The sequence below is a fragment of the Pseudomonas sp. MPC6 genome (genome assembly GCF_006094435.1).
GTDB lineage: Bacteria > Pseudomonadota > Gammaproteobacteria > Pseudomonadales > Pseudomonadaceae > Aquipseudomonas.
The window spans coordinates 3,122,927-3,145,440 of the sequence record NZ_CP034783.1 but is presented as its reverse complement, the minus strand read 5'-3'; the positions used below and the strand labels follow the sequence as shown (position 1 = coordinate 3,145,440).

Sequence of the window (22,514 nt, the reverse complement as noted above, 5' to 3'; positions counted from 1 at the left end):
CTGTATCGCCGAGCGCCGTAAATGAACATTTATCTTGAAAAAGATCCTGTGCAGAATCTCTGGTGGGTTCACATGGATCGGTGGGTTGCAAGTTTCCGCAGCCTTGCTGCAGCTGAGTCATTCGTTGAGCGATTGAGTTCAAGAATTAATGCACCTCATTCTCTGGGAGCGACTGGGAATAATTCTCTGTCGCCAGGAACGTTTTCTAATAGTCAGCCGCTCGATCAGCACGCTGTATCTGGCTCGGTAAAAACGCTTTATCACGCTTGATACACAAGGATTACCAGGGTACTGGAGAAAAAATACCGACTGATCATGATGGTCTACACCCACCAACATTGCCAGTTATTTTAATCAGGGTTTTTTGAAGTAGCCCGCATATTTACCGCCCTTAAAAGCAGGTGCTCGTGCGCCAGCTGGAGGTGATGTTGTGCACTACTTAAAGATCGCCGCCAGCAACTCGGTTCATGATTGCTTTCGCACTTCCAGAGCGTTTGTCGCTCTCGATCAAGCCGACATCTATAAGCAACTGCAAGACGCTTCGTTGCCGGTAAATGGCGTTGTCGACCTCCCGCGCAACAACGCCGAATACGATGGCCACCCACTCGAGACCGTGTTGATCGTGGCCAATGCCCTGGAAACCGACGACAACATCCTGGTGCGCAGTGTCCAGCCTGGCACACCCCTGGCCATACCGGCGGCACGGCATTTATGAAGACCGCGGTCGGGCGTACGTTCCTCGACTTCTACGGCGAGCAGATGCTGCGCTCCGACCTCAGTGTTTCAGTCGGCGAATTGGGTTCGTTGAATGACCACTCGGGCCCGGTGAATGACGCGGAAAAATTCGCTGCGCGCGTGTTCGGTGCCGACTTCACCTTTTTCTCGGTCGGTGGCAGTTCGGCGAGCAATCAGATCGTCCTGCATTCAGCGGTGACCGACGGCGATGCCGTGTTGGTTGATCGCAACTGCCACAAGTCGTTGAACTATGCGTTGAATATGTCGGGGGCGGTGCCCTTGTACCTACGCCCAAGGCGCAATGCGCGGGGCCTGATCGGGCCGGTGCCCCTTTCGGAACTGACCCCGGCTGCCGTTACCGGCAAACTCGCTGACAGCCCGTTGGCCACCAATAAGCAGGCCCGCCCGGTACTCGCGGTGCTGACGAACTCGACCTACGATGGCCTTTGCTACAACGTGCAGACCACCACCCGCGAGCTGAGCCAGAGCGTCGACCGCATCCACTACGACGAAGCCTGGTATGCCTATGCGCGCTTCAACCCACTCTACGAAGGCCGCTATGGCATGCACCGTGGCGAACGCCATCCGGACGACGCCACCGTCACCGTCACCCACTCCACCCACAAGTTACTGGCGGCGCTTTCACAAGCCTCGATGATCCATGTCCGCTCGGGCAAGGTTGAGGTCAAGCCGGCTCTGTTCAACGAAGCCTTCATGATGCACACCTCCACGTCACCGCAGTACAGCATCATCGCCTCGATCGATGTTTCGTCGAAAATGATGGACGACGCAGGGGGCTACCTTACCGATGAATCCATCGACGAGGCCATTGCCTTTCGCCAGGCCATGGCTCGCCTGAGCGACGAAATCCGTGAGCGCAATGGCAAGGATTGGTGGTTCGGGGTCTGGCAACCCGATGAAGTCAACGGTGTACCTTTTGCCGAACTCGACCCTGAAGTTTTACGCCATGGCGATGCCTGGGTGCTCAAACCGGCGGCCAGCTGGCATGGCTTCGGTGACCTGGGCGCCGACTACTGCATGCTGGACCCGATCAAGGTCACGGTGCTGACGCCTGGCCAGAGGCTCGACGGTCAAATGGAGAACAGTGGCATCCCCGCGCCGCTGGTGTCGTCCTTCCTCTCCAGTCGCGGCATCGTGGTTGAGAAGACTGAGCCGTATTCCATTCTCGTGCTGTTCAGCCTCGGCGTGACCAAAGGCAAATGGGGCTCTCTGATCGCCGGCCTGATGGAATTCAAGAAACATTACGAGCGCAATTCACCGCTGGAGCAAGTCCTGCCCGATCTGGTCGACAACCATGTCGAGCGCTATAGCGGCATGGGGCTCAAGGACCTCGCCGAAGCCATGCACCAGGACATGATCAGCTCGCAGATGCTACGCAACATGGATGCGGCCTACACCTTGCTGCCGGACCCGGTCGTTTCGCCTCGAGCCACCTATGCCAGGCTGGTGAAAGGCGACATTGAGCAAATTGCCGTGCGAGACATGATCGATCGCACCGTAGCCGTGCAGATCGTCCCTTATCCGCCGGGTATTCCATTGATGATGCCCGGCGAAAAAGCCGGCGCCGATAAAAAGGCCATCGTCGACTACCTGTTGGCGATGGAACTGTTCGATGGCCACTTCCCGGGTTTCGAGCATGACAATCATGGCGTGGAAATCGAGCGTGATAACCAAGGTCGGCCAACCTACAAGGTCTATGTGGTCAAAAACTAGGGTTTAGCCCCTAACCCGACGACAAGCAGTCAAGCGCCGGATTCAGGGTCAATGCGTTGAGCAGATCAAGGAGTTTCCGATGGCCGACTCAAGCAAGAAAATGAGCCTCATGGGGCTCACCACACTGGTGACGGTGAACATGATGGGCTCAGGCATCATCATGTTGCCGACGAGCATGGCCCAACTCGGGGCCGTTTCATTGCTGTCATGGATCGTCACTGCCGTCGGTTCCATGGCCATTGCTTACTGCTTTTCCCAGTGCGGCATCTACTGTCCGCGCTCAGGCGGGTTATCCGCCTACACCGAAGAGGCGCACGCCAAATCAGGGTTCTTCCTCTGTTCGTATCTGTACTTCCTTTCGCTGGCCATCGCCAACGTAGCGGTCGCCATCTCCGCAGTGGGGTACATGACATCGTTCGTGCCGTGGCTGGGGAGTGGCGCCATTCCGCTGTTTGTCGGAACAGTCGGCTTGCTCTGGTTGACCACCGTGGCCAATTTTGGCGGCCCCGGCATCACGGGCAAGATCGGTGCGATTACCGTGTGGGGTGTGATCATTCCGGTGGCCGGCTTGAGCATCATTGGCTGGTTCTGGTTCAAGCCCGATGTGCTGGCTGCCGCCTGGAACCCGAACAACCTGCCAATCTCCGAAGCCATCGGCAAGGCGATTCCCCTGACCCTGTGGGCCTTCCTCGGTATGGAGTCGGCGGCACAGGCCTCCGATGCAGTGGAAGATCCCAAACGCACCGTGCCGCTGGCCTGCCTGTTTGGCACGCTGGGTGCGGCAGTGGTTTATGTGCTGTCGACCACGGTTATTCAGGGGATCATACCCAATGCCGAACTGGCCAACTCATCGGCCCCTTTCGCGCTCGTCTATGCACACATGTTCAACCCCACGGTCGGCAACATCATCATGGCGCTGGCGGTGATGGCCTGTGTCGGTTCGCTGCTGGGCTGGCAGTTCACCCTGGCGCAAACCGCCAAGATGACGGCTGACCAAGGGATGTTCCTGAAACTGTTCAGCAAGGTCAGCGCACGAAACGCCCCTATAGTCGGAATGCTGGTCTGTGGTGTGTTGCAGACCTTGTTGGCGCTATCGACCATTTCGCCCAACGCCAGTGCCCAATTCGCAAAACTCGTCAGCCTGGCGGCAGTGACCAACCTGATTCCCTATGTGACGGCGGCCACCGGCCTGCTGGTCATGATGTACAAAGCCAACGTCAGTGCCGGCGTATACACCCGCAACACAGTGCTATTGCTGGTTGCCGTGGCGTATTCCTTGTACGCCCTGTATGCCTGCGGCAGAGACGCCGTGTTCGGCGGCACCCTCGTCCTGGTGTTCGGCTACCTGCTCTACGGTTTCCTCGCCAAACGTTTCGTCGACCCATCTCCAGCCGCTCAGACCCGGGCCGACAACCCTTGACCGTTGCTTTCAGGACTGCACAAACCTCTGAATTCGGGGAACCAGGATATGAACGTGAAACTGACCAAAGCCAACAACCTGCTGCTCGTTTGCCTGCTCACGCTGGTACCGGTACTGGCTGACGCCAATACGCTTGAACGCGTGCGGGCGAGCAATACCTTCACCCTCGGCTACCTGCCGGACGTTGCACCTTTTAGCGTCCAGGCTGCCGATAAAGCCAGCGGTTATGCCATCGATCTCTGTCTGAAAATCGCCGACAAGGTCAAGACCGAGTTGGGTTTGCCCGGGTTGCAAATACGTTACCAGCCCGTCACGGTCACCGACGAGATGAGCGCCGTCAGCTCCGGGAAGGTCGACATTCTTTGTACGCCGACCCCTCCCACACTGGAGCGGCGCAAGGCTGTGAGCTACTCGGTACCGATCTACACGGCCGGCCTCTCGGTCGTGGTGCGCAAGGATGCATCAGAGGCGTTGCTCAATGTGCTTAACGGCAAGGTGGCTCGTACCGGGCCAACCTGGCGAGCGACTGTCAATCGCGGGCTGTCCAACCAAACCTATGCCACCACTGCTGGCGGAGTTACCGAGACCTGGATCCGTCAGCAGATGCGATTGCTGGGTGTGGTGGCCACTCTGGTCACCGTAGAAAACACTGACGCAGGCCTTGAACGGGTTGCCGAAGGCAAAGCCGATGCCTTCTTCGCGGAACGCATGATGCTCAAGAACCTCCTCAGTACACATCACTCCGCAGGAAATCTGGTTCTGCTGGATCGCATTTTTGAGTACGCGCCGACTGCAATGGCGGTGGATCGAGACGATGAAAATTTCCGCTTGCTGGTCGACACCGCACTGAGTGAAATGTATCGCTCCGGCGAGATTGAGCAGGCATTCGACAAATACCTGGGTGGTGCCAGCGACACGGCCAAAAAGCTGTTCAAGGTCTATGCGATACCGTAGTGACAAGCCAGAATTATCGGGCTCAATCAACGCGCAACGCCGGGCCAGGAGTTGTTCCGTATGGACCATGCTGAACTGTCAGCACCTTTGGCACGTATCCTTTTTTCATACAGGGCCCTTCAACCGCAAAACAAGTTTGCGCAATTCGCTAAACCACAAGACCGCACTGGCCATTGCCAAACAAACCCCCCACTGGCTCAGCGTCAATGCGCTCGTGCTGAAAGCCTTGTTGAGTGGCGACCAGTGCACCACTGCAATCTGCAAGGCCACTGCCAGGGCAATTGCCCCCCAGAGCCATCGATTGGCGAACAGCCCGACGAATGCACTGGCTGACTCCGAGCGAGCACTCAGTGCGTTAAATAGCTGGGCCAATACAAGGACCGTAAAACCACCGGTGCGCGCCGTATCCAGCGAATCGGTCCCCGGTATCAACCCTCCCGGCAGCATCCAGTCGACCGTCAACAAAGTCGCCAACGCCATGACCAGCCCCACCTGCAGCACGCCCAGCCACATGCGTGTATCGATGATTCTGTCCGTAGGCTTGCGCGGGCTACGCGTCATGACGTCATCATTGTGCGGGTCAATGCCCATGGCAATGGCAGGCGCCGCATCCGTGATCAGATTGATCCACAGAATCTGGGTGGCCAGCAGCGGCAGGATGATCCCGCCCTCCTCATCCACCAGGCCGACGACGCCGGCCCCGACGACGGCAAGAAAGACCGTCAGTACTTCACCCATGTTGGAAGACAGCAAGTAACGAAGGAACTTGCGAATATTGTCCAGAATCCCGCGCCCTTCGCGAACGGCCAACACAATGGTCGCGAAGTTATCGTCAGCCAGAATCATTTTCCCTGCCTGCTTGGTCACCTCTGTGCCGGTGATGCCCATGGCAATGCCGATATCGGCAGACTTAAGTGCGGGTGCGTCATTGACACCATCCCCGGTCATCGCCACCACATGTCCCTGCGCCTGAAGCGCATCGACAATCCGCAACTTATGCGATGGTGCAACACGGGCGTAAACAGAGGTCGATTTAACAGCCTCGGCCAAAGCCTCATCGTCCAGCTTATCCAGATCGGCACCTGTCAACGCACCGGCACCGGCACCGGCACCGGCCTGGATGATGCCCAGATCCTCGGCAATGCGGGCCGCCGTTCGCGGATGGTCGCCGGTGATCATAATGATGCGGATGCCTGCTCGATGGGCCTCGGCAATGGCCGGTGCGACTTCTTTGCGGGGTGGGTCGATGATGCCGACCGTACCGATGAAAATAAGCCCTGCCTCAAGGGATTCACCGGCCGCAACAGCTTCACCGGCCGCCAAAGGACGGTACGCCACGGAAAGTGTGCGCAACGCGGCCCCCGACAACTCATTCACATCGGCCAAGGCTTTTGCACGAAGGTCGTCGGTGAGTGGCACGACATCCATCCCGACTTGAACCTGTGTGCAATGTTGAAGGAGTACATCCGGCGCCCCCTTGCTGATCAGCAGCTGCTCATCGCTGTGCTCGTGATCGATGACCAGTGCCGACATCATTTTGCGATCGGAGGTAAACGGTATTTCTGCCACGCGTTCGAAGCGTTCGATGCTGCGTGCAGGTGCATCCAGTTTGCGCTCAGCCACCAGAAAGGCACCCTCGGTCGGATCACCCTGAATCACCCAGGTGCCATCTTCCTGCTGCGCAAGCGCGGCATTGCCTGCCAGGCTTCCGCCGCGTAACAACAGGACATTTTCGCTGTGCACCGGGCCACAAGTCATGGGCTGGTCCTGGTGATGTATCTGGCCCTGCGGGGCGTAACCGACACCGCTGACCGCCGCTTTGCCGGATGCCGTCATGGTTTGCTGGATGGTCATTTCGGAACGAGTCAGCGTGCCAGTCTTGTCGGTGCAGATGACCGATACCGACCCCAGGGTTTCCACCGAGGACAGTTGCTTGATGATGGCTTTGTTGCGAGCCATCCTTTGCACACCGAAAGCGAGCACCAATGACAGAACGGCAGGCAGCCCTTCAGGCACCGCGGCCACCGCCAGAGACACCCCCAACAGCAGAACCCGCAATACGTCGTCAGCACTGTGAATATCCGTGAGCATCAGCACAGCGACGACGACAACCGAAGCGATGACCAGAACAGCAATACCGAGCATCCGCCCTATTTCGCGCACTTCCTTTTGCAGCGGCGTGACCTCTTCCTGGGTGACGTCGAGCAGATGAGCGATCGCACCGATTTCAGTCGCCATACCGATCGCAGTGACGACGCCGAGCCCCGAACCCTGGGCGATGGCGGTGCCTTTGAACACCATGTTGGAGCGCTCTGCCAAAGGCACTTCGGTACGCAAACGGGCTGCATTTTTCGAGACTGCTTCACTTTCTCCAGTCAGCGATGCTTCCAGTACCCGTAAGGCATTGGCCTGAATAAGTCGGGCATCGGCACCCACCGAGTCGCCCTCGGATAACACCAGCAGATCACCGATCACCAGTTGGTGACTGGGGATGCGCGACAACACTGCGTCGCGAATGACGGAGGACGTGGTTTGAGTCAGTTTGGCCAATGCCGCAACCGCTCGTTGCGAGCGGGCTTCCTGGAAGAACCCCAAAAGCGCATTAGCCAGCACAATCAGCGTGATGACCACCGCATCAACAGGCCATTCTCGCCCCTCTCCAAGGAACCAGATGACCAAGGTAATGGTCGCTGCGACAAGCAGCAGATAAACCAGCGGATCCCGAAATTGCGCCAGCAAGTAATGCCAGGCGGGTTTTACAGGTTGAGTGCGTAACTCATTGGCCCCGTCACGGCACAGGCGCATTTGAGCCTGCGCATTGGACAAGCCCGCACGAATGTCAGAATCCAGCCTATGGATAATCGTTTCGACTTCTTCGAGGTATGCAGACGCGATGCGACGATTGTCAGGCTCAACTGCGCTACTCATGGCATCCCCTTTTACAACGGAGTGTGGACCGTTGTTCCATAGATAGCGTAGTGAACGAGATTGCCGAAGAACTCTTTTCTCTTTAACCCGAAGATGTTGGCAGCAGTTTTGCCAACTCTACCAACTGGGTGCTTCAGAGGGAGTGAGCTGCAAAGGCGGTCGTGCTCGTCCTCACATCTCCACCTGAGTCCCCAGTTCTATCACCCTATTGAGTGGCAATTTGACCGTGCCGATGTAAGTCTGTCCCTGCTCTTGGCTGGAAGTGTGCTGGATAAACATCCGAGGGACGTAGCCTAGCTGGATGGCCTGGCGTGTCAGGGAGAAAGCACCAGAGATGACTGCTTGGGAAGCGATGATGGTCGCCAGTGTGGAAAGCGCGACCATCGGCAGCAGTGCCCAGGTCGGCGCGTGCCGGATAGGGAGAAGGTTTCAAGCGTCATGCGCTTACTACTTACCCGCTGAGGCGCACGGAGTAGTCCTGTTGTTTCGCTCGCTCAGTCAACGCCAGCATCGTCAGGAAGCCCAGCGCAATCAGTACCGGATAAGCCATCAACAGTTCAGCAAGGGAATATTTCCAGGCCAATGGGCGTCCAACACCCAACATGGCCGCATACATCCAGGACACTGCCGACAACGAGCCGCAGAACAACGCCAGCATCCGTGCGCTGAACCCAAGGTTGAGCAAGGAGCCAGCCTTTTGCAGTGCCGGCAATACCAGGCGGTGCAACAAGATGCCGTTGTAGGTCAACAACACGACAATAATCACTTTGGCTTGAAGTTTTGGATTCATAAAATAATCCATTCCTTTGTCCAGATAATCAATGCCTACAACAGCGGCACCGGTTACCCACAACGCAATCAATGCAACGATGACAGTCTGTTGGAGGCTTTCCATGTGAGCATTATCATGCACCGTGAATACTTTCCCCTTTGATAGATCCTTTACCATTGCAATATCGCTGGTCAATACCAAACCTATGGCCACACAACACGCGACCAAGTGCGTGTAAATAACACCCAGCCGAACAAACTCCATGCATTCTTTATTTTCGAGCAGACTCATGATTGTATTTATTGTCACGGTACTCTCTCCAACTTATTCGTTAGCACAAACCCTTAATTCAACGGAGTATTAACTCAAGTTCAAAACTCCGTGCAGTCTGCACTCATGCAAGATTAGCCAAATCAAAAACTTGGCACGGCAAACCCATTGACTCGACGGACGAATCAATAACCGGTTTATGTCTTGGCTGCTGAATTTCAGGTAAACAAATGCCGATTTGCATTCAATGCATATGAGATTCGCTTTCCACTTCTTTTCTGCGGCTGCAGGAGCAGGTCATGGCGACGTGCTGAAGCATCAGAGGGCACAAAGGCCCGGATGTTCATTTTTTGAGTAGGCCACCGACAAACGGCACATCAAGGAATGCAACTCGCGCCCGTCTTGAATCGCCAACTTCCCCGGTAAGCCGCATGATAACTGGCCCGATGAATTAGATGAGGTTTCGATTATTTTATTGGATCCATTAGTTGTTGCCTTACTTACTAAAAGTGCGGTAGAGAACGGCTCGCATTTACGCGCCTTTCAACACTAAAACAGTCATACTTTTCAAAAGCAACAAGACAAGGCTGATCGCAAGTCAGGGTGGACTGATTCACGTCGAGCACGCGAGCGCGCGCCAAGGCGACCTCAGACTTCAATAGTTGATGCGAGCGGTAACCAGATGCACACCTCGAAGCCATCCCGACGACCTGTTGCTGGCGAGACCAAATTCATTCTCGCGTTGACGCCCTGCACAATGGTTTTGGTAATCGCCAAGCCCAAGCCTGAACCGCTGATTTCACTGTGACCTCGCACAAAGCGCTCGGTCAGGTGCTGCAATACCGACGCTGGCACCGCCGGGCCGCCATTGATGACCCGTAGTTGGGCCTGTTCGGTGAGGCTGACTTCGATCGGTTGATCCGACGCGCCGTACTTCAGCGCATTTTCAATCAGGTTGCGCAGCAAAATGCCGAAGGCGTCCGGGTCGATGGTCGAGTACACGCAAGCCTGGCTGGGCAACTGCAACGCAATTCGCTGGCCGCTGCGTTGGTTCCACTCGTCAACCCCATGGGCCAGCAACGGAATCAGGTCCTGAGGCGTTTCGGACAACAGCCCACCGCCTTCGGCCTTGGCCAGTTGCATGAGCTTTTCCGAGAGCCGCGCCAGGTCGCGCAACGCGTTTTCGATCTTCGCCGCACGCACTCGCAACGGGCCCTCGGGCGCCTCATGGTGCAGTCGCTGGATTTGCGCCAGGGTCGCCGCCAGTGGCGTACGCAGTTCATGAGCGCTGTTGGCAGTAAAGCTGCGCTCGGTCTCCAAGGCCTTGCGCAAGCGCTCCAGCAGATGATTGACCGCCTCCGCCAGAGGAGCGATTTCCGCCGGCAATTGCGCCCCGTTGATCGGCGACAGATCACCCACCCCGCGAGCCTCCACGGCACGACGATAAGCCAATACGCTGCGCAGGCTGATGCGCACAAACATCCAGGTGCCTAACAGGCTGATGGGAATCAGCGCCAATAACGGCAACAACAAGGCCAGCAAGGCTTCCCGTGCCGCTTCACGGCGATGTTCCAGCGGTTCGGCAACCTCGATAAACACCGTTTCACGCAGCGCACTCGCGCCGTACAGACGGTATTTTTTTGTGGTTGAAAAGCCTTCGGCCGGTTGTTGGTTGAAGATCTTCGGGTTGGCGTCGTGAGACTGCATCAGGATCTGGCCCTGGGCATCGCGCACCAGGTACGTCAGGTATTCCTTGTGCATTTTCAGGGTGGCGACATGTTGCGCCTCACGGGGTTCTTCCCGGTTGCTGATTTCCAGCACGGCCAAGGGCAGGATGCGCTGCGCGGTCTCTTCCAGCGCACTGTCGAACGCCTCGTTCAATTCATGTTGCACCACCAGCCAGGCGCCGACGGTCGCCGCCAGCCACAGCAAGGTGGTGCCCAACGTCAATCCCAGGCCGAGACGCTTTTGCAGGCTTGACGACGGCTTCATGCGGACATCAACCGGTAGCCCATGCCCCGCACGGTTTCAATCAGGTCGCGCCCGAGTTTTTTACGCAGACGGCTGATATAGACCTCGATGGTATTGCTCTCGATTTCCGCGCCGAAAGCATACAGCCGCTCTTCCAGTTGCGACTTGGACAGCAGCGCGCTGGGGCGCTGCACAAAGGCCTCGAACAGCGCCCATTCTCGCGCCGTGAGGTCCACCGTCGCGCCGGCCCGCTGCACGGTGCGGGCGCTCATGTCGACCTGCAAATCACCGAGCTTGATCTGCGGATTGGGATTGCCGCTGTAACGCCGGGCCACCGCCGCCACCCGGGCCGAGAGTTCAAACAGGTCGAACGGTTTGACCAGGTAGTCGTCGGCGCCAGCATTGAGGCCAGCAATCCGATCGGAGATCTGATCCTTTGCAGTCAGGATAATCACCGGAGTCACGTCCCCTGCCGAGCGTTGCTGACGCAAAAAATCCAGCCCGCGACCGTCCGGGAGCATCAGGTCAAGAAGGATCAGGTCATAAGGCGTGGTGCGCACGCTATTGCGCGCATGGTCCAGACGCTGCACCCAATCGACGGCGTGGCCGTCATCGGCGATCTGTTCGCGCACCGCTTCCCCCAGCCCCGCTGCGTCTTCGACCAATAAAACCCGCATCTGGCACCTCCTGTGATGGTTGTCGTGCAGCACCTTGATCGCCTTACCTGACGTGAATCTGAAGATTCAGCTGGTTGTCAGGAATGCTCTTTAGGGTATGCCACAGACGCCGACCTCGGCAGGAGACAGATCATGAAATCAGGTTTTATTGCCCATGCCACGCTGTTGAGCCTGCTGCTCAGTGGTTACGCCCTGGCCGATGACGATTGCAGCGACCCGGTGAGCGACTGGCAACCGCGCGACACCTTGCGTCAGCAGGTCGAGCGGCAATACGGCTGGAGCGTGCAACGCATCAAGGTCGACGACGGTTGTTACGAGCTCAAGGGCCTGGACCGTAAAGGCAACGCCATCGAAGCCAGCTACTCACCGGCCTCGCTGCGTTTGCGCACACTCGAGATACATTTCCGCGACGACGGCGATGCGAGGGATTACCTCGGTAGCCCGCTCACCGAATGACGCCTCACCTGTCGATGAGTTTTCCCTGCGCTTCAGGTTGCTGTCAGCAAGCAGGTCCAGGCTCTCGACCTAACGATCAAAAGGATACCCTCATGAAAAAGATCATCGCAGCCACCTGCCTTGCCGGCGCCATTGCCCTGCCGGGTCTGGCCCAGGCCCGGGAAGTGACCCTGACCACCCAGCTCAAGGACTACAGCGGCAATGATGCCTACCTGGCGATCTATGTGACCGACGCCAACGGCCAGTACCAGAAAACCCTGTGGGTGGCCGGCAAGAAGGCCAAGTACTACAAGCACCTGGGCGACTGGGCCCGTGGCAGCGGGATGAACCCGAGCGCGTTTGACGGCGTCAGCGGCGCCAGTGTCGGCAGTGGGCGCACGCTCAAAGTCAGCGTCGAACTGGCAGACACCCTGATTGATGCCGGGTATCAGATCCGCATCGACAGCGCCGTCGAGGACAAACGCGACGCCCGCGCCGATGTCAGCGTGCCGTTGACGTCCAAGGGCGCCGGCAAGCCAGCGACCGGCAGTACCTACGTCGAGTCCTTTACTTACGATCTGTAGCACCCCCATTTCCGGAGGCTGAACATGCTTCGTCAGTTCCATTCCCTACCTGGCCTGATCGCCGCCCTGTTGGTCATGTTGTTGGCCGTCAGCGGCGCGATCCTGTCTGTCGACCCGGCGCTGGAACGCCTGCACAGCACGTCCACGCCTGCCGGACAATTCAACGTCGGCCAACTGGCCGGGCGCGTTGCCAGCCACTTTTCGGGCGTGGAGCAGATCCAGCGCACAGCGTCCGGTACGGTGATTGTCTATTACAACCAGAACGGCCAGGCCGGGGCGGAAAAGGTCGACCCACTGACCGGCCAAGGCCTCGCGCCTTACGAGCCATCCGCGTTCTCACGTTGGGTGAAAGACCTTCACCGCTCGCTGTTCCTTGGCACGCCGGGCCATGGGGTGTCGGGTGTCGGCGCGCTGTTCATGCTGATGCTGTCAGTGTCCGGCGCGCTATTGCTGGCTCGGCGCCTGGGTGGCTGGCGCAACCTGCTGCGGCCACTGCGGGGCACCTTCAGCCAGCGCTGGCATGCTGAGGTCGGGAGACTGGCCTTGCTCGGGTTGCTGCTGTCGGCATTGAGCGGGCTCTACATGTCCGCCACCACTTTTGGTTTTATCGCCGACGGCAGTCAAAGTGAACCCGCCTTCCCCGCCCACGTCAGCGCCGGCCCGGCCTTGCCGGTGGCGAAGCTGAAAGCCTTGCAGGCCACCGACCTGAACGACCTGCGCGAGCTGGTCTACCCGAGCCCCGGCAACCCGAGTGATGTGTTTTCCCTGCGCACGGCCCAGGGCGACGGCTACGTGGATCAGGCCAGCGGCGCCTTGTTGTCCTATCAAGCCCACGACTCGATGCACAACCTCTATGAATTGATCTACCAGTTGCACACCGGCGAAGGCCTCTGGTGGCTGGGCCTGCCGCTCGGGCTCTGCGCCCTCTGCGTGCCGTTGATGAGCGTGACCGGCATCCTGTTGTGGTGGCGCCGGCGCAAGGCTGGCCCGAACATCCGCCACAACAGCCCTGCCCACTCCGCCGATATCGTGATTCTGGTGGGCAGTGAAAACAACAGCACCTGGGGGTTTGCCAAAACCTTGCACGACGCCTTGCACCAGAGTGGCCATCAGGTGCACAGCGCGGCGATGAATGATTGGGTGGGCGATTACCGCAAAGCCCAACGGGTGTTCATCCTCACCGCGACCCATGGTGACGGCGATGCGCCGGCCTCGGCTTCGCAGTTCCTGGCGCGGCTGGCCAAAACCGGCCTCAAGCCCGGCCTGCCCTTTGCGGTGCTGGGGCTGGGCGACCGTCAGTTTGCGCAGTTCTGTCAGTACGCCCATCAGGTGCAGGACGCGATGTTGCAGGCCGGTGGCTCGCCATTGCTGGAGTTGGAAACCGTCAACCGCCAGTCCTCTCAGGAGTTTGCGCGCTGGGGTCATGCGTTGGGCGAAGTGTTGGGGCAGGATCTGGTACTGGTTCACACCCCGCAGCAGCCGCGTACGCATCAATTGCAGCTGACAGAGCGGATTGCCTATGGCGAACAGGTTAATGCGCCAACCCACATCCTGCGCTTCAAAGCCTGCGGCGAGCTGCCAAGTTTTCTGGCCGGCGACCTGGTCGGGATTGTGCCCCCCGGCAGCCCGGTCCCGCGTTTCTACTCGCTGGCCAGCGGCTCCCAGGATGGCGTGCTGGAGATCTGTGTGCGTAAACACAACGGTGGCGTGTGTTCGGAATTCCTTCATGGCCTGAACATCGGCGCGCAGATCGAAGCCTTTATCCAGCCCAACCCGCAATTTCGTCCGGCTTCGGGCACGCACCCGGTGATCCTGATCGGCGCCGGTACCGGCATCGGTCCTCTGGCCGGTTTTATTCGCAACAACAAGGCCCGACACCCGATGCACTTGTATTGGGGCGGACGCAACCCGGCCTCGGACTTTCTCTATGAACCGGAGCTCAACCAATACTTGTCGGACCGTCGCCTCACGGCACTGCGCGCCGCCTTCTCTCAGGTCCAGGACCGCAGCTACGTGCAAGACCGGCTGATCGGCGATGCCCTGGCCTTGCGCCGACTGATTGAAAAAGGTGCCCAGGTGCTGGTGTGTGGCAGTCGCGAAATGGCCAAAGGCGTGATGCAGGCCCTCGATGAAGTGTTGGCGCCTCTCAACCTGAGTGTGCTGACTCTCAAGGCACAAGGACGCTACCGTGAAGACGTCTACTGAGTTGCAGCGCTATAGCCTGAATGGCGAAACCATGGGCACCCGCTACACCGCCGTGTTTTATGCCGGGGCCGGGATCGATGCCGACGAAATTGGTCAGCGCCTGTCGAGCGCCGTGGCCCGGGTGGACCAGCAAATGTCCACCTGGAAACCCGACTCGGACCTCAACCGCCTCAACGCCGCCCCCGAGCAGGTGTGGGTGTCAGTGCCCAAAGAGTTGGCCACGGTGCTGTCCGCGGCACTGCGTGTCAGTCAGCAATCCGGCGGCGCCTTCGACATCGCTGTCGGTGATCTGGTTAACGCCTGGGGGTTCGGCCCCGGGGAGCAGACGGTCACAGAGCAGGCGATCGGCACCATTGCGCCGCGCGCCCGGCTGTTAGCCAGCGCCGCGTTGGTGGTTGAGCCGCAACGCAATCAGGTGCGCAAACGTGCGCCGCTGAACCTTGATTTGAGTGGCATCGCCAAAGGTTTTGGCGTTGATGAACTGGCCCGTTGCCTGGAGGGTTTGGGCATCACCCGCTACCTGGTCGGCATCGATGGCGAAATGCGCGCCCGGGGCGTCAAACCTGACGGCCAGCGCTGGGTCGTGGCCCTGGAAAAGCCCAGCCGGGACGTGCGTGAAGTCATGGGCGTGATGGAACTTGGCGATGCCGCTATCGCGACCTCCGGGGACTATCGACATTGGGTCGATGTGGCCGGTCATTCCTATGCTCATACCATGAACCCGGCCACTGGCGCGCCGCTGTGCAACCCGCTCGCCGCCGTCACCGTGGTGGCGGCCTCGTGCATGCTCGCCGATGCCTGGGCCACGGCGCTGATGGTCCTGGGGGAAACCGAGGGCCCACGCCTGGCTCAGGAACGCGGGATGGATGCGTTGTTCGTGCTGCGCGAGGGGCAACAGTTCAAAGAAATATCCATTGTCGGCGGCCAGTTGCAGGCGCAAATTGAAGCCCGCTGACGGCCGATTGCCGGCCCGCTCGGAACCCGTCCGACGTGAACCGCCTAATGACAGGGAGTCCCCTTAAACAATGAAATTCATGCACAGGCACACCGAGGCACATCGAAGCGATCGTATCGGCTGGCTGCGCGCCGCCGTCCTGGGCGCCAATGACGGGATTGTCTCTACCGCCAGCCTGCTGATCGGCGTCGCGGCCGCCAACGCCAGCCACGCCACTTTGCTGGTCACCGGTATGGCGGGGTTGATGGCCGGCGCCATGTCCATGGCCGCTGGTGAGTACATTTCCGTGCATTCCCAGGCCGATACCGAGCGGGCCGATCTGTCCCGCGAACGGGCAGAACTGGCAAGCGACCCGAAAGCCGAGCACATCGAACTCGCCAACATCTACATGCATCGCGGCGTATCACCCGAACTGGCGCATCAAGTGGCCGATCAATTGATGGCCCATGACGCACTGGGCTCTCACGCCCGGGACGAGTTGGGCATCAGCGCCACCCTCACCGCAAAACCCTTGCAGGCTGCCCTCGCCTCCGCCGCCAGTTTCGTGGTGGGTGCCGCGCTGCCTCTGGCGGTGACGTTTGTCGCGCCGGAGCACAGCGTGGTGCCCTGGATATCGGGCATGTCATTGGTGTTTCTCGGGACATTGGGCGCCATTGCCGCCAAGGCTGGCGGGGCCAACGTCATGACCGGCGCCTGGCGCGTGACCTTCTGGGGGGCTCTGGCCATGGGCATTACGGCCTTGGTGGGGCACTTGTTTGGCGCAGTGGTCTAGCGGGGGCGTCCTCCAAAAACACCTAATGAAGCGTACGCTCCCCTGCCTGCCACCCACGTTTCGTGCACTGCCATGCCGGAGACTCAACCGATTGAAACGCTGATTTGTTTCAAAATATGTCATAGCCAGGAAGTCGAATTGATGGCGTCACTCATCTCCATTGATGACGTTTTCAGTCTATACAGGTGCGATACGCCGCATGAAGTAACGATGCATCTGACGCTGCACGGTAACCCAACTCACTTCCATTCAAGAATCTTTCTCCAATAGATCTATAAGTGTAAAAAAACCCTTCAAAAACATTTACTTACATAGTGGCTATCTCGTACGATTAAAGTCGCATTCGCTACTCGCCATAGGACTATACTAGCGATAAACATTCATCAGCTGCCCAGCGACTTAATAAAGGTATGATTTCTGATCAGGTTAATTTGGCGAGCATAATAACAAGCGACAGCTCTGTACAGGCGCGACTATTATCCGCACTTATCCTTAAAATCCTATCGAGCAAATAAATAATGGAAAGCATTGATTTTTCCACCAAAGACAAAAAACCATTCAGTATTGTTATTGTTAACTACAAAACACCAGAAATTACCAAAATCTGCCTGGATCTATTGCACCAGTATGCGATCGATGCCGGCATTCCAGTATGGGTGGTTGATAACTACTCTGCCGATGAAAGCACAACGTATTTACGCGAACTTGACTGGATCAATCTGATCGAGCGAACCACTCCGGAAAAGGAATCGGGCCATATCGCGCATGGCAAAGCACTCGACATGGCGTTGGAACGTATCGACACTGACTATGTATTCCTGCTGCACACTGATACGTTTATTTTCGATAACAATTTGTTTTCGATGATGTTAAACAAGTGCATTTCTAACCCGAATGTCGTAGCCGTTGGTTGCGTCGAACAATTAAATCGCGGCACCGCCAGAACGCTTTGGCGATTCAGTTCGCGACTGTTAAAACATCACTTCAGACGCATGAAGCTTTCCATGGGGCTACGCGCCAGAGAGCCAAAACCGTACAGGGAGGTTTATCTTAAAAGCTTCTGTACATTATGGAACTGCAAGCTGATCAAACAGCTCGGGATGAATTTTTTGATGGATGATCGAGTGCCTGGCTATACCCTCCAAGACCGTATGACCGAACGTGGTTATGTCGTTGAGCGTTTGTCGCCACGCAAGATATTCAACTATCTTGATCACATCCAGTCGGGCACTATCGCAGCGGCGGGTGGTTATGAAACGACGCATCGACGAACCATTATGTACAACAATATCCTTCAGCGCCTGACAAAGGAAAAAAACAAAAGCCAAACACCCAAAGCACGCAACGAGTAGTATTTGCTATGCTGCCTGAAGGCGTTTAAAGATTTTTATATTTTCTCGTTGGAATTGCGATGACACCCGACATTAATAGGCTACCCATCACCCACTCCCCCGAGCTTGATTTCGACCAAACCGCGGCCAGTGCTTTCGGTCAATCGCTAGCAAATAGCTACGTCCAGGCCATCCCATTTCCACACATCGTCATCGATAACTTTCTACCGGAAGACCTGATTGCAAATATTTGTTCGAACTATCCAGTCGAACCAACCGCCAACGAAATGCTCTACGAACGTGGCTATAAAGGTCAAAATAAACGCCAAATCAGCCCCAACGAATGCACGCCCTATCTGAAGGCTGTTTTCAACGCCTTTAACTCCGCGCCCATGTTGCAGTTTCTTGAAAAACTGACGGGCATTGAGGGCTTGATACCCGACCCCTATTTCACCGGTGGCGGGCTGCACGAAACAAAAAGTGGTGGCTACCTTGCCAAGGCCTAAAGATCGTTTTAGCCTGAAGTACTACATAGGAAAGCTAATCAAGAAGAAAAACTAATGGGCACCTGCGCTGCGGCGCGTTGCCGAGCTTGATTGAGATCGTTTTGAATCAACTCGAGCCACCGTCGCAACTGCTCAACGTGCCGTCGAAATGTCTTGCTTGAACTCCTAGCGCCAATCCAGATAACGAAACAGTTCCTCCTCCTGATCAAAGTGCAGTCGCACGAGGGTATCCAGACGAATCAGCTGATGCTGAATCTCATCAGCAGGTGCCGTTGCGGGGGCGGAACTGAAGTCGCTGCTCATGCGCGCCAGCAAATGGACAAGGCGAAAAATCTCCCGGTGAACGTGGCTCATCGCTGACAGCGGGTCCTCGCCCGGCATGCTTCGCGTCAGCAGCGGGTACAGTGTGTTTTCATCTTCGCGCTCATGCTGCGCCAGTGATGTTTGTAACTTGTCGACCAGTTCCAGCAAGTCGGTCTGTGCCTGCGCAAGTGGGCGCTGGGCAAAGTCATTGGCCAATTGGTGCAGATCGCTCAGTACGGTGGAGAGTTGCTGGTGTTCATCTTGCAGGCGATCGATATGCTCTGCGGTAAGCTTTTGTTTCCTCAGCGCCCACAATGGCCCCAGTGCCCGCAAGGCGTTAAGGATGATCACCACGTCGATGCCCTCCTGCACCACAGCGCCGATCAGCGGCGGCAGGTAACCGAGGGCCGCCACCGCCATGGCCAGCAACGACAGTCCCATGCCGACCAGCACACCTTGGCGCGCGATGTAGCGGGTGCGTCGGGCAATGTCCAGCGCCTCGACCAGCCGATCCAGCCGATCCACCAGCAGCACGACACCCGCGGCTTGTGCAGAAGCAGTGGCACCGCTGGCCCCCATGGCCACGCCGACATTGGCCGCCGCCAGCGCGGGGGCGTCGTTGATGCCATCACCGACCATTAATGTGCTAGTGCGCAGGCAACCTTGCTGTACAGCACGCACTTTATCCTCGGGGGTCAACCCCGCACGCAGCTCGTCAATCCCGGCAGACAGCGCAATCATCTCCGCGGTTTCCAGGCGATCCCCGGTGAGCATGACGATATTTTCAATACCTCTGTTGCGCAGTCGACGCAGCGTCTGCGGAGTTTCGCGCCGAACGTTGTCCGAGAAAACCAGCAGGCCAGCGAGTTTCCCATCCACGTCGATGAAGCTTCCACTGCACGCCAGGTAGTCCATGTGGCGCAGCATGGCGGCGGCCCAGTCGGTTACTGGGGCTTCTTTGTGCGCAAAAGACAACGTGCCGAAACGCACTCGCACGCCATCGACCCGCCCACAAAGTCCAGAGCCTGGGCTTTCTTCTACTTCCTGCGGAATGCTGAGCGGCAACTGACGCTGATGCGCTGCTTCAACAATGGCCTGGGAGATGGGGTGCGTCGAGGCCTGCGCCAGCGAAGCGGCCAGGCCGAGCAGGCGCTGCGGATCGCCCAGCCCGTTGACCTCTATCGACTGCAGGCGGGCATGGCCGCTGGTCAGCGTACCGGTCTTGTCGAGAAACACCTGCTTGACCCCGGCCAGCGCTTCCAGGGTCGCGCCGTCCTTGATCAGGATCCCGCGCCGCGCGGCCCTCGAAATACCTGACATGAAGGCAATCGGTACCGCCAGAATCAAAGGGCAAGGCGTGGCCACCACCAGAACCGCCAGTGCTCGCAAGGGATCGCCACTTAACTGCCAGGCCAATCCGGCAATCAGCAACGTCAGTGGGATGAAGAACAAGGCATAGCGGTCGGCCAGGCGCACGAAAGGTGCGCGCGAACGACGTGCCGCCTCGGCCAGCCGCACGATGCCCGCATAGGTACTCTGCGCGGCCGTTCGCGTGGCGCTTAGCAGGATGGGCGCACCAACGTTGGAAACGCCGCTGTGCACTTGCTCACCTTCTCGACGGGTTACGGGCAACGACTCACCGCTGAGCGCAGATTCGTCGAGAATGGCCGCAGGACTCAGCAGGCGACCATCGACCGGTATCACCTCCCCCAGCCGTACCAGCAATGTTTGATGCGGCTGGACCTGCTCAACGGGGATCTTGCGTAAGCCGCCCTCCTCCTGCAGCCAGGCAAAACGTGGCGCCCGGTCGATGAGCGCACGAAGCTCACGGTCAGCGCGTTGCTTGGTGAAAAACTCCAGGGTTCGTCCGGTCGCCAGCATCAAGGCAATCACCGCCGCCACCAGTGTCTGCTCAAAGACCAGGGCGGCGCTGATCGACAGCAGCGCGATCAGGTCCACACCGGCCTCGCGCCGGGCCAGGCGCCTGACGATCTCGATGAGCAGCACCGCGGACATCACCAGACTGCCCGCGGCCCAGCACATCGATGCCCAATCGGGTTTGTGCGCGACATGCGCAACGCCGCCGGCCAGCAGCGTCAGTGCGGTGAGCAGCAATAGTACGGGGTCCAGCCACTTACTGAGCATCGAAGTAAGTTCCTCAAAAAGCGATTTGCATGCCGCGCTGTAACAACATCTGCCGCTCATCGAGGTAGAGCTTAGGACTCGAATGTCTTTCGTGTCCGCCGAAACGCAGCAATTGAGGCGTTGGACACAACAGAGGTCAGGGCTGTGCCCGGATAAATCGGCTGTATTCGCTCTTTCTGATCTAAATCAACCAGGCGTTGGACGTTCACGCAGAAATTAGAGTCAGCATTCGCACCATCGCATTCGATGAGTGCAGAAACTCTCGTTTCGTGGAGGCTCCCATGGCTACGCACCTGCAAGGCACCCAACCGGTACTCCCGCCGACTGCCCACCCACTTGCAGGCAGTTTGCGAAAGGTGGAACCCAAGCGCCTGTCCTTGAGCCTGCTGATTGCCCTGGTGATCGGTTCGATGATCGGCAGCGGCATTTTCAGCCTGCCGCAGAACATGGCGGCCAGTGCGGGGGCCGGGGCGATCCTGATTGGCTGGCTGATCACCGGTGTCGGCATGCTGTCGCTGGCACTGGTGTATCAGACCTTGTCCAACCGCCAGCCGGCGCTGGACAACGGCGTGTTCGCCTACGCCCGCGCCCTGGGTGGCGAGTACCTCAGCTTCAATTCAGCTTGGGGCTATTGGATCAGCGCCTGGATCGGCAACGTCAGCTACCTGGTGATTTTGTTCGCCGCGCTGAGTTATTTCTTCCCCCTGTTCGGCGAAGGCAACAACAAAGCGGCGATTGCCGGTGCGTCCGTGGTGCTATGGTCATTGCACTGGATGATTCTCAGGGGCATGCACACGGCAGCGCGTGCCAACGCGTTGACGACGGTGGCCAAGATCGTGCCGTTGCTTTTATTCATCGGCCTGGTGATCACAGCCTTCCAGCGTGAAACCTTCAGTGTCGATTTCTGGGGCTCGCCCGCGCTGGGCAGCACCCTCGACCAAGTCAAAAGCACCATGCTGGTCACCGTTTGGGTGTTCATCGGGATCGAGGGCGCCAACGTGTTCTCCGCCCGCGCGGCGGAGCGGGCCAATGTCGGCCGCGCCACGGTCATCGGCTTTGTCATCACCCTGTTGCTGTTGATTGCAGTGTCATTGCTCTCACTGGGCATTCTCACACAACCTGAACTGGCCGCCCTGAAAAACCCTTCGATGGCCGGCGTGCTTCAGGCTGCCACCGGGCCATGGGGCGCGGTGCTGATCAGCCTCGGCTTGATTATTTCGGTGGGTGGCGCCCTGCTCGCCTGGACGCTGCTGGCGGCGGAATCGGTGTTCACACCGGCCAGGGAGAAGGTCATGCCGGGCGCGCTTGCCGTGGAAAACAGGCAAGGGGCGCCGGCCAACGCGCTGTGGATCACCAACGGCTGCATTCAACTGTTCCTGTTGCTGACCCTGTATTCGAGCGCCAGCTACCTCGCGTTGATCTCCCTGGCCACCTCGATGATTCTGCTGCCGTACCTGTTCAGCGGTCTGTATGCCCTGAAACTGACGTGGCAGGGCCAGACCTATGCCGGCCACCGTGCCCTGCAACTACGCGACATGGCCATCGCCTCGGTCGCCACGCTGTATTGCCTGTGGCTGCTGTATGCGGCCGGGCCTAAATACATGTTGCTCAGCGCTTTGCTATACGCCCCGGGTTCATTGATTTACCTGGCCACCATGAAGGCTCGTCAGGGGCAACCGCTCAGCGGCCCCGAGACGGGACTGCTGATCATTATCTGGACGGCGGCAGCCTTCGCCGGCTGGATGCTGTGGTCCGGGACACTGGCTTTGTAAGGGCCAGCGCCGCGTGTTTGTTCTGTCGTGGTGGACCGCCAAGCG

Annotated in this window: 17 protein-coding genes and 2 pseudogenes; 13 read left to right on the top strand and 6 right to left on the bottom strand. The window is 58.4% G+C overall.

Annotated features, from left to right (window positions below; genetic code table 11):
* Positions 1-21 precede the first annotated feature (21 nt).
* The 5 genes from ELQ88_RS16715 (at position 22) to ELQ88_RS16695 (ending at position 4,843) form a co-directional block, all read left to right on the top strand.
* Positions 22-270 (top strand): hypothetical protein, encoded by a 249-nt coding sequence (locus ELQ88_RS16715; RefSeq protein WP_138966418.1) that lies wholly within the window; start codon positions 22-24, stop codon positions 268-270.
* A 160-nt stretch (positions 271-430) separates the two neighbouring features.
* Positions 431-715: a hypothetical protein gene (locus tag ELQ88_RS16710; protein WP_138966416.1), complete on the top strand. Its 285-nt coding sequence runs from the start codon at positions 431-433 to the stop codon at positions 713-715.
* Positions 712-2,469, top strand: a complete 1,758-nt coding sequence (locus ELQ88_RS16705; protein WP_228761621.1) for an arginine decarboxylase — start codon at positions 712-714, stop codon at positions 2,467-2,469. The genes ELQ88_RS16710 and ELQ88_RS16705 overlap by 4 nt, the downstream gene beginning before the upstream one ends.
* A 79-nt stretch (positions 2,470-2,548) precedes the next feature.
* Positions 2,549-3,889: a putrescine-ornithine antiporter gene (gene potE, locus ELQ88_RS16700; protein WP_138966414.1), complete on the top strand. Its 1,341-nt coding sequence runs from the start codon at positions 2,549-2,551 to the stop codon at positions 3,887-3,889.
* Between the two features lie 48 nt (positions 3,890-3,937).
* Positions 3,938-4,843: an amino acid ABC transporter substrate-binding protein gene (locus tag ELQ88_RS16695; protein ID WP_138966412.1), complete on the top strand. Its 906-nt coding sequence runs from the start codon at positions 3,938-3,940 to the stop codon at positions 4,841-4,843.
* A 105-nt stretch (positions 4,844-4,948) separates the two neighbouring features.
* On the opposite strand, the gene ELQ88_RS16690 is transcribed toward ELQ88_RS16695, so the two are convergent.
* The 5 genes and pseudogenes from ELQ88_RS16690 to ELQ88_RS16670 all read right to left on the bottom strand — a co-directional run bounded on the left by ELQ88_RS16690 (position 4,949) and on the right by ELQ88_RS16670 (position 11,461).
* Positions 4,949-7,771: a cation-translocating P-type ATPase gene (locus ELQ88_RS16690; protein WP_138966411.1), complete on the bottom strand. Its 2,823-nt coding sequence runs from the start codon at positions 7,769-7,771 to the stop codon at positions 4,949-4,951.
* A gap of 222 nt (positions 7,772-7,993) precedes the next feature.
* Positions 7,994-8,179 (bottom strand): annotated as a pseudogene (locus ELQ88_RS16685) (KUP/HAK/KT family potassium transporter); the annotation flags it as partial.
* Positions 8,180-8,222: 43 nt separating this feature from the next.
* Entirely contained in the window at positions 8,223-8,852 is a 630-nt protein-coding gene (locus ELQ88_RS16680) for a hypothetical protein (RefSeq protein ID WP_138966409.1), read from the bottom strand.
* 609 nt (positions 8,853-9,461) lie between these two features.
* Positions 9,462-10,805, bottom strand: coding sequence for a HAMP domain-containing sensor histidine kinase (locus ELQ88_RS16675; protein WP_128873432.1), 1,344 nt, complete (start codon positions 10,803-10,805; stop codon positions 9,462-9,464).
* Positions 10,802-11,461, bottom strand: coding sequence for a response regulator transcription factor (locus ELQ88_RS16670; protein WP_138966407.1), 660 nt, complete (start codon positions 11,459-11,461; stop codon positions 10,802-10,804). Before ELQ88_RS16670 ends, ELQ88_RS16675 begins: the two co-directional genes overlap by 4 nt.
* Positions 11,462-11,593: 132 nt before the next feature.
* On the opposite strand from ELQ88_RS16670, the gene ELQ88_RS16665 reads away from it, so the two are divergent.
* The 7 genes and pseudogenes from ELQ88_RS16665 to ELQ88_RS16635 form a co-directional block, all read left to right on the top strand.
* Positions 11,594-11,917 (top strand): PepSY domain-containing protein, encoded by a 324-nt coding sequence (locus tag ELQ88_RS16665; protein ID WP_128873433.1) that lies wholly within the window; start codon positions 11,594-11,596, stop codon positions 11,915-11,917.
* Positions 11,918-12,009: 92 nt separating this feature from the next.
* The gene (locus ELQ88_RS16660; protein WP_138966405.1) at positions 12,010-12,480 is read left to right on the top strand and encodes a DUF2271 domain-containing protein; all 471 of its coding nucleotides are present in this window, start codon (positions 12,010-12,012) and stop codon (positions 12,478-12,480) included.
* A gap of 24 nt (positions 12,481-12,504) precedes the next feature.
* Complete coding sequence (locus ELQ88_RS16655; RefSeq protein WP_138966403.1) at positions 12,505-14,685, top strand: PepSY domain-containing protein; 2,181 nt, start codon at positions 12,505-12,507, stop codon at positions 14,683-14,685.
* Positions 14,669-15,640, top strand: coding sequence for an FAD:protein FMN transferase (locus tag ELQ88_RS16650; protein WP_228761620.1), 972 nt, complete (start codon positions 14,669-14,671; stop codon positions 15,638-15,640). The genes ELQ88_RS16655 and ELQ88_RS16650 overlap by 17 nt, the downstream gene beginning before the upstream one ends.
* 70 nt (positions 15,641-15,710) lie before the next feature.
* Positions 15,711-16,412 carry a VIT family protein gene (locus ELQ88_RS16645; protein ID WP_138966401.1) on the top strand — a complete coding sequence of 234 codons (702 nt, stop codon included), beginning with the start codon at positions 15,711-15,713 and terminating at the stop codon, positions 16,410-16,412.
* A gap of 518 nt (positions 16,413-16,930) precedes the next feature.
* Positions 16,931-17,764: a glycosyltransferase gene (locus ELQ88_RS16640; protein ID WP_138966399.1), complete on the top strand. Its 834-nt coding sequence runs from the start codon at positions 16,931-16,933 to the stop codon at positions 17,762-17,764.
* A gap of 59 nt (positions 17,765-17,823) precedes the next feature.
* A pseudogene (locus ELQ88_RS16635) lies at positions 17,824-18,237 on the top strand (2OG-Fe(II) oxygenase); the annotation flags it as partial.
* A 177-nt stretch (positions 18,238-18,414) separates the two neighbouring features.
* On the opposite strand, the gene ELQ88_RS16630 reads toward ELQ88_RS16635, so the two are convergent.
* Positions 18,415-20,697, bottom strand: a complete 2,283-nt coding sequence (locus ELQ88_RS16630; RefSeq protein WP_138966397.1) for a heavy metal translocating P-type ATPase — start codon at positions 20,695-20,697, stop codon at positions 18,415-18,417.
* Positions 20,698-20,978: 281 nt separating this feature from the next.
* Here ELQ88_RS16630 and arcD point away from each other — a divergent pair, with 281 nt between their 5' ends.
* Positions 20,979-22,469 (top strand): arginine-ornithine antiporter, encoded by a 1,491-nt coding sequence (gene arcD / locus ELQ88_RS16625; protein WP_138966395.1) that lies wholly within the window; start codon positions 20,979-20,981, stop codon positions 22,467-22,469.
* Positions 22,470-22,514 lie beyond the last annotated feature (45 nt).

Coding starts and splice junctions, on each gene's coding strand:
- ELQ88_RS16715 (WP_138966418.1), top strand. CDS start 22: ATGAACATTTATCTTGAAAAAGATCCTGTGCAGAATCTCTGGTGGGTT.
- ELQ88_RS16705 (WP_228761621.1), top strand. CDS start 712: ATGAAGACCGCGGTCGGGCGTACGTTCCTCGACTTCTACGGCGAGCAG.
- potE (WP_138966414.1), top strand. CDS start 2,549: ATGGCCGACTCAAGCAAGAAAATGAGCCTCATGGGGCTCACCACACTG.
- ELQ88_RS16695 (WP_138966412.1), top strand. CDS start 3,938: ATGAACGTGAAACTGACCAAAGCCAACAACCTGCTGCTCGTTTGCCTG.
- ELQ88_RS16690 (WP_138966411.1), bottom strand. CDS start 7,771: ATGAGTAGCGCAGTTGAGCCTGACAATCGTCGCATCGCGTCTGCATAC.
- ELQ88_RS16675 (WP_128873432.1), bottom strand. CDS start 10,805: ATGAAGCCGTCGTCAAGCCTGCAAAAGCGTCTCGGCCTGGGATTGACG.
- ELQ88_RS16670 (WP_138966407.1), bottom strand. CDS start 11,461: ATGCGGGTTTTATTGGTCGAAGACGCAGCGGGGCTGGGGGAAGCGGTG.
- ELQ88_RS16665 (WP_128873433.1), top strand. CDS start 11,594: ATGAAATCAGGTTTTATTGCCCATGCCACGCTGTTGAGCCTGCTGCTC.
- ELQ88_RS16660 (WP_138966405.1), top strand. CDS start 12,010: ATGAAAAAGATCATCGCAGCCACCTGCCTTGCCGGCGCCATTGCCCTG.
- ELQ88_RS16655 (WP_138966403.1), top strand. CDS start 12,505: ATGCTTCGTCAGTTCCATTCCCTACCTGGCCTGATCGCCGCCCTGTTG.
- ELQ88_RS16645 (WP_138966401.1), top strand. CDS start 15,711: ATGAAATTCATGCACAGGCACACCGAGGCACATCGAAGCGATCGTATC.
- ELQ88_RS16640 (WP_138966399.1), top strand. CDS start 16,931: ATGGAAAGCATTGATTTTTCCACCAAAGACAAAAAACCATTCAGTATT.
- ELQ88_RS16630 (WP_138966397.1), bottom strand. CDS start 20,697: ATGCTCAGTAAGTGGCTGGACCCCGTACTATTGCTGCTCACCGCACTG.
- arcD (WP_138966395.1), top strand. CDS start 20,979: ATGGCTACGCACCTGCAAGGCACCCAACCGGTACTCCCGCCGACTGCC.